The 11302-nt window shown below is 72.5% G+C and carries 7 protein-coding genes; 5 read left to right on the top strand and 2 right to left on the bottom strand.

Annotation, left to right across the window (positions count from 1 at the left end; genetic code table 11):
* Positions 1-3: 3 nt before the first annotated feature.
* Positions 4-2970 carry a helix-turn-helix transcriptional regulator gene (locus ACMXN5_RS26610; protein WP_439677339.1) on the bottom strand — a complete coding sequence of 989 codons (2967 nt, stop codon included), beginning with the start codon at positions 2968-2970 and terminating at the stop codon, positions 4-6.
* Between the two features lie 648 nt (positions 2971-3618).
* Here ACMXN5_RS26610 and ACMXN5_RS26605 point away from each other — a divergent pair.
* From ACMXN5_RS26605 to ACMXN5_RS26590, 4 genes are read left to right on the top strand one after another with little or no spacing between them, the layout of a single operon-like run.
* On the top strand, positions 3619-5283 hold the full coding sequence (locus ACMXN5_RS26605) for an ABC transporter substrate-binding protein (protein ID WP_439677338.1): 1665 nt from the start codon (positions 3619-3621) through the stop codon (positions 5281-5283).
* Positions 5280-6311, top strand: coding sequence for an ABC transporter permease (locus ACMXN5_RS26600; protein WP_439677337.1), 1032 nt, complete (start codon positions 5280-5282; stop codon positions 6309-6311). Before ACMXN5_RS26605 ends, ACMXN5_RS26600 begins: the two co-directional genes overlap by 4 nt.
* A 4-nt stretch (positions 6312-6315) precedes the next feature.
* Positions 6316-7176 carry an ABC transporter permease gene (locus ACMXN5_RS26595; protein ID WP_439677336.1) on the top strand — a complete coding sequence of 287 codons (861 nt, stop codon included), beginning with the start codon at positions 6316-6318 and terminating at the stop codon, positions 7174-7176.
* Entirely contained in the window at positions 7173-8963 is a 1791-nt protein-coding gene (locus tag ACMXN5_RS26590; RefSeq protein ID WP_439677335.1) for a dipeptide ABC transporter ATP-binding protein, read from the top strand. Before ACMXN5_RS26595 ends, ACMXN5_RS26590 begins: the two co-directional genes overlap by 4 nt.
* Here the strand turns inward: ACMXN5_RS26590 and ACMXN5_RS26585 are convergent.
* Positions 8941-9687 (bottom strand): TetR/AcrR family transcriptional regulator, encoded by a 747-nt coding sequence (locus ACMXN5_RS26585; RefSeq protein ID WP_439677334.1) that lies wholly within the window; start codon positions 9685-9687, stop codon positions 8941-8943. The genes ACMXN5_RS26590 and ACMXN5_RS26585 overlap by 23 nt on opposite strands.
* 80 nt (positions 9688-9767) lie before the next feature.
* On the opposite strand from ACMXN5_RS26585, the gene ACMXN5_RS26580 reads away from it, so the two are divergent.
* Entirely contained in the window at positions 9768-11255 is a 1488-nt protein-coding gene (locus ACMXN5_RS26580; RefSeq protein WP_439677333.1) for a DHA2 family efflux MFS transporter permease subunit, read from the top strand.
* Positions 11256-11302: the final 47 nt, after the last annotated feature.

The following is an 11302-nucleotide window of genomic DNA, read 5'->3' as shown; positions in this document are numbered from 1 at the left end:
GCTTCAGCCCGCGATCTCCTCCTCCAGCCAGGGCGGCAGGTCCAGCCGGCGGGCCACCCCGAGCTTGCGGTACACCCGGGTCAGGTGTTGTTCGACGGTGCTGACCGTGATGAACAGCCGGCGGGAGATCTCCCGGTTGGTCTGGCCCTGGGCGGCCAGCGCCGCGACGCGGCGTTCGGCGTCGCTCAGGCCCGCGCCGGGCTGCTCGTCGGCGCCCGGGGAGGCGCCCGGCGAGGCGCTCGGGGACACGGCCGGCAGCGGGATACGCGCCGTTTCGCGGTGTTCGGGCCGCCCGGGGCGTTCGGCGATCCGGTCCGCCTCGCGGTTCGTCGCGGGTTCGTGGATCGGCGCCGGCTCGGGTGTCGTGCCGCGCAGGCGCGATATCGCACCGTCCCGGTCGGGTACGGCGGCCAGCCGGTCGGTACGCGACAGGGTGTGCGGCAGCTCGGCCCGGCACACCTCGGACAGGTGTCGAGCACGTCGGGCCGCCCGTCGGGCCCGGCCGAAGTCGCCCAGTTCGCGGTAGGCGTTGCCGAGTTGGGCGAACACCAGGGACAATTCGAAGCGGTCGCCGCAGGCCTGGAGTTCGCGGATCGCCTCCCACAACAGCGCCGGGCGGCGCCGCAGTTCGACCACGGACGCCTGCACGCCGAGCGCGAGCCCCCGGGTGCGCGACGGTTCGTCCGCGAGCCGGTCGAACTGTTCGGCCAACAACTCGCGGGCCGCGTCGTGGTCGCCGAGGTGCACGTGGGCCCGGGCCGCCTCGACCCGCCAGGGCACCAGGCCGGGCAGGTCGATCCGCCACGCCGTCATCAGCTCGCCGCAGGACAGGAAGTCGTGCAGCGCCGCGTCGGCGCGGCCGGTGGCCAGGTTGTACCGCCCGCAGGCGTGCAGGTAGTGCAACCCGGCCGGGGTGTGGAACATCGCCCCGGGGACCGGGAGTTCGAGCAGCCGGGCGGCCTGGTCCCGGTCACCGCGCGCGACCGCGGCGACGATCCGGGCGGCCAGCGGAACCCCTACCGCCACTCCCCAGCCCTCGGGGGCGATCCGGGTCAGCGCGGTCGCGGCGCTCTCCTCGGCGCCGAGCAGGTCGCCCTGGCGCACGGTGATCTCGCCGAGCACCGCCGAGAACAGCGCGTGGGCGATCGGGCTGCGCCGACCGGCCGCCCGCTCGATCAGCGCGACGCACCACTCCTGGGCCTCGGCGGCGCGGTCGGCGTAGACCAACGCGGTCAGCGCGGAGGTGAGCGACTCCACCGTGGCGTCCTCCAGGCGCGCGCCGCGCAGGATGCGTTCGGCCCGGTCGCAGACCCGGTCGGCGTCGAGCCGGCCGGCCAGGACGTCGGTGAGCAGGTCCAATCCCTCGATCCGGCCGATGGTCGCGGGCAGCGGGGACACCTCGGTCCCGTATTCCGGCAGGCCCGCGTCGACGGCCGGGTACCAGTACTTGAGCCAGAACCGGGCGGCCCGGGTCTCGGCGGCGGTGACCCAGTCGGCCGACTCGCCGGGCGCGCACGATTGCCGACCCGCCTCGATCACGATCCTGGCCTCCTCGAGCCGGCCGTACCAGGCGAGGTAGCGCACGCACGCCAGGGCGTCCCGGCCGCTGAGCCGCCCGTCGCGCACTGCGGCGGCCAGCCACGGCACGTGTCGCGCGGCGGCGGCCGGGTTGACCAGCCACTCCAGTCCGATCAGGAAGGCCTTGATCGACACCCGGGTGCATTCGTCCGGGGCGATGCGTTCGGCCAGCTTGAGGTAGTCGACGGCGAGGCGCAGATCGCCCTCGGCGACCACCGCCTCGGCCGCCTCGCGCAGCGTGCGCACCGCCCACGGCGCGCGGAACTCCCCGGCGCCCGCGAGGTGTTTGGCCACCGCCTCGGACGGCGCGCCGTCGATGTGTCGCAGCGTCGCGGCCCGGCCGTGTCCACGTTCGCGCTCCGGCCGGGTCATCGTGTTCAGCACGGCCGCACGGGCCCGATCGTCGCGAAATCGTCCGCAGGCGACCAGTCCGGCGTCGTTGAGGGTGCGGGCCGCCCGGGTGGCGGTGGCGGGTTCGAGGCCGACCAGTTCGGCCAGGCCCTCGCTCGTACCCGACTCGCCGAGCAGGGCCAGGCCGCGCGCGACCTCCACGGTGGCCGGGTCCAGGCGGTACAGGCAGCCGACCAGGGCTCGGCAGTAGGCGTCGGCCGCGGTCGCCCGGAGCGGGCGCCGGGCACTGTCGGAGCGCTGTCCCGCGCCCATGTCCTCCAGTAAGGCTCGGATCAACAGCGGGTTTCCGCCCGTGAGTTCGAGCACATCGGCGGTCAGCCGGGCGGCGGCGGTCGGGCCGACGGCGGGTTCGAGCAGTTCGCCGACCGAGGCGCGGCCGAGCAGGCCGAGTCGGATCCGCCCGTGGTGCGGCTGGCGTTCGACGTCGGCGGAGAAGGCGGCGAACGCCGCCGAGGGGGCTGCGGCGTACTCGCGTTCGCCGAGCAGGACCAGCACCCGAGCGGTGCGGATCCGCCGGATCAGGTGGGCCAGGAACTGCAACGACACCGGGTCGGCGTGCTGGATGTCGTCCACGACCACCACGACCGGCCGCGACTCGGCCAACGTCAGTACCACCGCCGACAGTTCGTGCACCGCCCGAACCGTGGTGGCGTCCAACGCGTCGGTGCCGCCGAAGGCGGCGGTATGGGCCCCGTCCTCCAGGAGCCGGTCGATCCGGGCCGGATCCTCGTCGGCGAGCGGGACCGACTGGAGCAGTTGGCGCACCACCCCGAGCGGAAAGTCCTGCTCCATCGGGGTACCGATGGCACGCAGGAACAGCGCCTCGTCGGCGGCGGGCCGCTCGGCGAAGGCGTGCAGGAGCGCGGTCTTGCCGACCGCCACGGGCCCGCAGACAGTGGTCGCGCCGCCGACCCCGGTCGCGCAGCGGGCCCGGGCGGTATCCAGTCGGCTGAGTTCCTCGGTTCGCCCCACGAAAAACACGTGCCACTCCCCCGGCGGAAATCCAAGTGTTTCCGCTTGTTGAATTAGCTATTGCCTCTGATTAACATTTGCGCACGCCGGGGACACGTCGGGGCCGCGGCGTCGCGGAATATCCCGGTTCGGCGGCTCGTCGGCACACGACGGCCGAAACAGGTGTTATCGGGCCCGATCCGCGGGGGCCGCCGGGCCTGCCGACGCGCCGAGGCGACCTCGGCCGTCGGGGTGGGGTCGATCCGACCCCGATCGAGTCACGGAGGATTCAGCGACACAGCCCGCTGGACATGCGGGCGAGGTCCACATCGAGGCGGGACACCAGCGCGAGGCGCCAGGCGCTCGCTCCACGGGTCCCCTGCACGGCCGTCTCCGAAAAAGAAGTGGAAGAGTCCGGAATCGGTGATTCGGACTTTCGCTCCATAGCTGACCGGCAGTCTAGAAATCTGCCCGCGTCGCGTCAACACGAAGGTCTCGCGAAAGAAAGGCGACATGCGGACGCGAGGATCGCCCCGTCCGCACGCGCAAGGGTCGGTAGGGGTCCGCTAGGGGTGCTGGGCGTCCCGACGGCGCGACTAGTTTCCTCAGGGCCGGGGCCGGTGTTCGCCCCGCTCTGCGCCGCTTCGTGGCATCCCCGACTCTCGACAGGACTCGACCATGCGCGTCATCCGACCACGCCTACCCAGAATCGTCGGTGCGGCCCTGGCCGCCGCGTTCGTCCTGTCGGCCTGTTCCTCCACCGCGAAGACGGGACCGAACGCGGCAGAGCCGGCGGCGGGACCGCCGGTCAAGGGCGGCTCGGTGACGGTGGCGATCAACACCGAGCCCACGTGCTTCGACATCCACGTCAGCCCCCAGGACATCACCGCGTCCATCCAGCGCAACGTGTTCGACTCGCTGGTCGCCGAAGACGATCAGGGCAACTTCCAGCCCTGGTTGGCCACTTCGTGGGAGGTCGCGCCGGACCTGACCGGCTACACGTTCAAGCTGCGCACCGATGTGAAGTTCACTGACGGCACCACGTTCGACGCGAACGCGGTCAAGGTCAACTTCGACCGGATCGCGGCCAAGACCACCAAGTCGCAATACGCGGCGAGTCTGCTCGGCCCCTACGCCGGCACCGAGGTGCTCGACCCGGCGACGGTGAAGATCTCCTTCACCAAGCCGTTCGCCCCCTTCCTCCAGGCCGCGAGCACCGCCTACCTGGGCTTCTACTCGCCGCAGACGCTCGCCGCCAACGGCGACAAGCTGTGCGCGGGCGGACCACAACTGGTGGGCACCGGTCCGTTCCGCTTCGCCGCGCACACCAAGGGCCAGAGTCTGACCCTGGAGAACAACCCCGCGTACAACTGGGCACCGGCCGGCGCCAAGCACCAGGGCACCGCCTACCTGGACAAGCTGACGTTCCGGTTCCTGACCGAGGACTCGGTCCGGGTCGGCGCGTTCTCCGGCGGCCAGGTGGACATCGCCGGGTCGATTCCGCCGGTCAACGTCAAGGGCCTGGAGGGGCGTTCGGACGTACGGGTGCTGCGCCACGACTTCGCGGGCGCGGTCTACAGCCTGTTCCTGAACACCACCCGGGCACCCTTCGACGACGAACGGGTGCGGCGGGCCGTACAGCGCGCGATCAACATCGGGCCGAACGTCCAGTCCATCTACTTCGACCAATACCGGCGGGCCTGGGGCCCGTTGGGGCCGGCCACGCCCGGCTACGACAAGGCGCTGGAGAACTCCTGGCCGTACGACCCCGCGCTGGCGGGCCGGTTGCTGGACGAGGCCGGGTGGACGGGCCGGGACGGCGACGGATACCGGACCCGCGACGGCAAACGTTTGAGCGTGCAGTGGCCCAGCGCGCCCGCCGCGGTGCGCGAACAGCGCGACATCCTGGCCCAGGCCGTGCAGTCGGACCTGAAGAAGATCGGCGTCGAGGTGCAGCGGCCGGCCCTGGACCTGGGCGCGTTCACCACGAACGCCTACGCGGGCAAGTACGACGTGCTGGACATGAGCTGGGCCCGCTTCGAACCGGACGTGCTGCGGCTGTACTTCAACTCGGCGAACCTGCCCAGCACCGGTGGGCAAAACGCGGCCTGGCTGAGCAATCCGCAGATCGACCAGTGGACCGACGCGGCGGCGGCGACGCTGGACCGGCCCACCCGCGACCGGCTGTACGCGCAGACCCAGGGCTGGGTGATCGAACACGCGGCGGTGGTCCCGCTCTACGCGGCCACCACGATCTTCGCCACCGGCAAGCACGTCAACGGACTGCGCCTGGACCCGAACGCCTGGCCGCTGTTCCACGACGTGTGGAGCACGCGGCGATGAGTTCCCCACCGACGATGGCGGACGCGCCGACCCCGGTCGACGCGTCCGCCCCGGCCGAGGCCGCGTCGTCCGCCGATCCGCCGGGCCCGCCTGGCGCTCTGCGGCCGCTGCGCGCGATCGGCGCCCGGCTGGTGGCCGTCGCCTCCGTACTGCTGGGCGCGGCGACGCTCGCCTTCGTCGGGCTCAAGCTGCTGCCGGGCGATCCGGTGGCCACGCTCCTGGGCCCGCAGACCACCGCGTCGCCCGCCGTACGGGCGCAGATCCGCGCCGACTACGGCTTCGACGAACCGGTCTTTCGGCAATACCTGCACTATCTGGGCGAGTTGCTGCACGGCCGACTCGGCGAGTCCTATCAGCTCCAGCAACCCGTCTCCGCGCTGATCGGCGAGCAGTTCCAACCGACCCTCGAACTGGCCTCGGCAGCCCTCGGGTTGGCGGTGGCGATCGCCGTGGTCTCGGCGATCACCACCGCCGGGCGCCGGTCCGGGCTGCGTGCGGCGTTGAGCGCGTGGGAGTTGGTCGCGGTCTCCACGCCGTCGTTCTGGCTGGGCATCGTGTTGCTCACCGTGTTCTCGTTCCGGCTCCAGTGGTTCCCGGTGGCCGGCACCGAGGGTGTACAGACCCTGGTGCTGCCGGCCGTGACACTCGCGCTGCCGATCGCGGGGGTGTTGGCCCAGGTGTTGCGCGAGGGCCTGGAGACGGCGCTGGCCGAGCCGTTCGTGGTCACCGCACGAGCGCGCGGGCTGAGCCGGATCGCGGTGCGCGTGCGGCACGCGTTCCGGCACGCGGCGATTCCGCTGCTGACCCTGTCGGGCTGGCTGACCGGCACCCTGCTCGGCGGCACCGTACTGGTCGAGAAGGTCTTCGCCCGACCCGGGATCGGCGCGCTGACCCTGCAATCGGTGAACACCAAGGACATGCCGGTGGTGATGGGCGTCGTTTTGCTCGCCGCCCTGGTGTTCGTGGTGATCTCGCAGGTCACCGATCTGCTCTACCTCGTCATCGATCCACGGCTGCGGAAGGGGTGACCCGATGGCCCAGGCAACGATCGAGAGCGTGCGGCCGGTACGGATCCGGCGACGCGGCCGAGTCGGCCCCGGCGTGGCGTGCGCACTCTCCGTCCTCGTGCTGTTCGCGCTGATCGGCCTCGCCCCGGGGTGGTTCACCGACACCTCGCCGATCGGGACCGACCCGCTCGCCGCGCTCCAAGGGCCCGGCGCCGACCACTGGTTCGGCACCGACCAGCTCGGCCGGGACGTATTCGCACGGGTGCTGCACGGCGCCCGCCCCTCGCTGCTGCTCGGCCTGGGCGCCACCGTGTTCGCGCTGATCGGCGGCACGCTGTGGGGACTGGCCTCGGCCCTGGGCGGGCGGGTCGCCGATCAGGTGGGGATGCGGCTGGCCGACATCATGCTCTCGCTGCCCGAGTTGTTGCTCGCGCTGTTCGTGGTCACCCTGCTCGGGCGCGGCACGGTCGACGTGATGATCGCGGTGGCGGTGGCGGCCATGCCCGGCTATGCGCGGCTGGTCCGCGCGGAGGCGCTGGTGGTGCGCCGATCGGGCTATGTGGAGGCAGCGGCCGGCCTCGGCCTGCGTCGCGGGGTGCTGATCGTCCGGCACGTGTTGCCGAACGCGATCGGGCCGCTCCTGGTGCTCGGCACGGTCGGCTTCGGCACCTCGCTGATCTACGCGTCCGGGCTCAGCTTCCTGGGCCTGGGCGCCCAACCGCCGTCCCCCGAGTGGGGCGCGATGCTCTCCGAGGGGCGCGGCTTCCTGGAGACCGCGTGGTGGATCGGGGTGTTCCCCGGCGCCGCCGTGACCTGCGCGGTGATCGCGGTGAACGTGGCCGGACGACACGCCCGCGCCCGCTTCGCCGGAGGGACTGCCCGATGAGCACGCACACCGAGGACTCCCCGACGACGACCGACCTCGCCCCCACCTCGAACTCGCACTCGGCCTCGGCCACGCCCCTCCTGGTCGTGGATGGGCTCGACGTCGCCTTCCCCGGCCGCGAACCGGTGGTGCGGGACGTGTCGTTCACCCTCGACCGGGGCGAATGCCTGGCCGTGGTGGGCGAATCCGGCTCCGGGAAGAGTGTCACCGCCCGCACCCTGGTCGGACTCACCGGCGGCGGCGCCCGGGTGACGGCCCGTCGGCTGTCCTTCGACGGCACCGACCTGACCGCGTTGTCCGAGAAGCGGTGGCGTGCGCTGCGCGGGCAGCGGATCGGTCTGGTGCTCCAGGACGCGCTGGTCTCGCTCGATCCGCTGCGCACCGTCGGTGCCGAGGTCGCCGAGGCACTGCGGACGCATGCCGTGTTGCCGCGCGGGCAGGTCGGTGCCCGAGTGCTCGAACTGCTCACCGACGTCGGCATCCCGGATCCGGCCCGGCGGGCCCGGCAGTATCCGCACCAGCTCTCCGGCGGCCTGCGTCAACGTGCGCTGATCGCCTCGGCGCTGGCCGCAGGGCCGGAACTGCTGCTCGCCGACGAGCCGACCACCGCGCTCGACGTGACCGTGCAGGCCCAGGTCCTCACACTGCTCGGCCGGCTCCGGGACGAGGGCACGTCGGTGCTGATGATCAGCCACGACCTGGCGGCGGTGGCCCGGCTGGCCGACCGGGTCGCGGTGATGTACGCGGGTCGCGTCGTCGAACACGGGCCCACCGAGCAGGTCTTGGCCGAGCCGGAGCATTCGTACACCCGGGCGTTGCTCGCGGCGGTGCCGACCGGTCGGGCCAAGGGCACCCGGCTGTCCGCGCCGGTCGGCCCCACCCGGCCGGCGACCCCACCCGCGCCCCCGGTCGGCGACGTCCTGCTCGACGTGACCGGCATCGGCAAGAGTTTCCGCGGCCCGGACGGGACCCGGCACCACGCGGTCCGCGACGTGTCGTTCGCCGTTCGTGCCGGCGAAACCCTCGGGGTGGTCGGCGAGTCCGGCTCCGGCAAGACCACGGCCGCGCGGATCGTATTGGGGTGGGAGCGCCCCGACACGGGGGCCGTGCGTTTCCGGGACGCCCCGTGGAGCACGCTGCCGGAGTCCGCGCGAAGGGCCTCGCGCGGCCGGATCCAGGCGGTGCAACAGGATCCGCTCGGCTCGTTCGACCCCCGGTACTCGGTGGCCCGCATCCTCGGCGAAGCGGTCGCCGCCGCCGGGCTGCCGGGCGGGCGGCTGCGCCCCACCCGCGCCGCGCATCGGGCCCGGGTGGCCGAACTGCTCGATCTGGTGGGCCTGTCCACGGACCTGCTCGCACGTCGGCCGCGCGACATGTCCGGCGGTCAGCGGCAACGCGTGGCGATCGCTCGCGCGTTGGCGCCCTCGCCCGAGTTGATCGTCTGCGACGAGCCGGTCTCCGCGCTGGATGTGTCCATCCAGGCGCAGATCCTCGACCTGCTCGCCGACCTGCGGGCCGAACTGGGCCTGGCGCTGCTGTTCATCTCGCACGACCTGGGCGTGATCCGGCACGTCAGCGATCGCATCCTGGTGATGAAGGACGGCCGGGTGGTGGAGAGCGGGGACGCCGAGCGGGTGTTCACCCGGCCCGAGGCGCCCTACACCCGGGAGTTGCTGGCGGCGATACCGCGTCCGCCCGGACCCGTCGACGGCGCGGCACGAGACGCCGCGCCGGGACCGGCGAAGCGTACGGCCGGGCGGGTGCTCAGCGGCGGGGCGGTGCCGTGACCGGGGCGGACGCGCGGGTGCCCGCCCCGGCGACGGACGCGGGTGGGCCGGCGGGTTCCGCGCGCGGGGTGAACGCGCGCAGGAACGTGGTCACCCCGGCGGTCACCGCGCGATGCAGGGCCGCGTCGTCCACGGGCCGGGTGCCGAGCGCGGTGAGCGTGGGCAGGTCGCCGGAGATCAGCGCGAGGAACTGGTTCGCGGCGGTGACCGGGTCGTCGATGTCCAGGTGTCCGCCGTGCGCGAGCCGGGCCAGTCGACCGGCCAGGGCGTCGACGATCCGGACCGTGCCGCCCTCGCGGATCGTGTCGTACAGGTCCGGGAAGCGTGCCGCCTCGGCGTACACCAGGCGCTGCAACGCCCAGCCCTTCTCGCCGGCCTGGCACTGCACCACGCGATGCGCGATCGCGGTCAGGCGCGGATGCAGTTCCTCGGCGTCGGTCGGGAACGCCTCCAGGGCGGTCAGGATCCGGCCGCTGGATTCGATCGCGGCCTCGACCACGACGGTGCGGAAGAGGTTCTCCTTGCCGCCGAGGTGGTTGTAGATGGTCGGCTTGGACACGCCCGCCTCGGCGGCGATCGCGTCGATCCCGGCGAGTGTGTAGCCCTCGCGCGTGAACACCGCCTCGGCGGCGGCCAGGATCGCCCGCCGCTTGTCGATCCGGCCGCGGGTGGCGGCGGGGGCGGCGGGTGGCGGGGTCGTCGACCGTCTCGTTTCCTCGACCATGTTGCGACGTTACCAGACGTGCTGTTAATTTTTACTCGCGAGTTTAGTTAACTGATCTCATCGGTAACTTGGAGGCGTACATGCCCGCCGCACCCCCCGATCCAGAGACCAAGATCGACGGACCACTCCTGCGCCTGATGCTGGTGATGCTGCTCGGCGGCGTGATGGGCATCCTCGACACCACGATCGTCAACGTCGGCATCGACACCCTCGGCGCCCACTTCGACGCACCGCTGGAAACCATCGAATGGGTGGCCACCGGCTACCTGTTGGCCCTCGCCGCGACCGTGCCGCTGGCCGGTTGGGCGGCGGGCCGCTTCGGCGGCAAAACCGTCTGGCTGACCGGCCTGATCGTCTTCCTCGCCGGCTCCGCGCTGTCCGCCCTCGCCTGGAACGCGGGCAGCCTGATCGCCTTCCGGGTGATCCAGGGTGTCGGCGTCGGCGCCCTGGAGCCGACCCTGCTGACCATGCTGGCCGTCGCCGCCGGACCCAAGCGGGCCGGAAAGATGATCGGCATCGTCGGCGCGGTGGTCACCCTCGGTCCGATCCTGGGCCCGGTGCTCGGTGGTGTGCTGCTCGAACACGTCGACTGGCGCTGGATGTTCATCATCAACCTGCCGATCGGCCTGGTCGCCCTGGCGCTGGCGTACCGGCAGATCCCCGCCGACCCGCCGCGCGAGGGCGACCCGCCGCCGCTGGACGCCCGGGGCATCGCGCTGCTGTGCCCGGGATTCGCGGTGGTCGTCTACGGCCTCTCCCAGGCCGCGGGCGACAGCGGCTTCGGGGCACCGCGCGTGCTCGCGGCGCTGATCGCGGGTGTAGCGCTGATCGCCGGCTACGTCCTGCACGCGCTGCGCGCCGAGCACCCGTTGATCGACGTACGGCTGTTCCGGATCCGCGGCTTCGCCGGCGGCATCGGCGCGGTGTTCCTGACCGGCATCCTGCTCTTCTCGCTGCTGTTCCTGATCCCGCTCTACTACCAACTGGCCCGGGACCGGGGCGTGATGGCGGCCGGTCTGCTGCTGGTGCCGCAGGGGGTCGGGGTGTGGATCGGCATGCCGATCGCCGGGCAGCTGTTCGACAAGGTCGGTGCCCGGGCGCTGATCCCGTTCGGCGGGGTGTTGGCCGCGCTGGGCATCCTGGGCTTCAGTACGGCCGACGGCGGCACCAACACCGCGTTGCTCGTGGGCTATTCGGTGGTGACGGGAGCGGGGCTCGGCTTCGTCGGGGCGCCCGCGATGTCGTCGGTGTTCGGCTCGGTGGCGCCCGAGTCGGTGCCCAGTGCCACGGCAGCGGTGTACCTGAGCAACCAGATCGGCGGCACGCTCGGCATCGCGATCGCCGCGCTGGTCCTGCAGAACCGCTCCGAGGCGCACACGGTCGTCCCGGCCTTCCAGGGCACGTTCGGCTATCTGATCGCGATCGCCCTGGTGGTCGGCGCGGTCGGTCTGGTGCTGCGGCGCGGTCCGGCGGCGGACGCGGCCGGCGCCGCCCCCGAGCCGGCACTCGCCGAAGCGGCGGAGGAAGGCGACGCGGCCCGGCCCGAACCCGCGCGCCAGGAAGCCTGATCGGCACCGGGCCCGGTTCGCGTCACCACGATTCGGCGACGCGAACC

The sequence above is a fragment of the Embleya australiensis genome (assembly GCF_051903075.1).
Lineage (GTDB): Bacteria > Actinomycetota > Actinomycetes > Streptomycetales > Streptomycetaceae > Embleya.
Note: the sequence above shows the minus strand (reverse complement) of the source record. Positions and strands in the feature narration are given on the sequence as shown.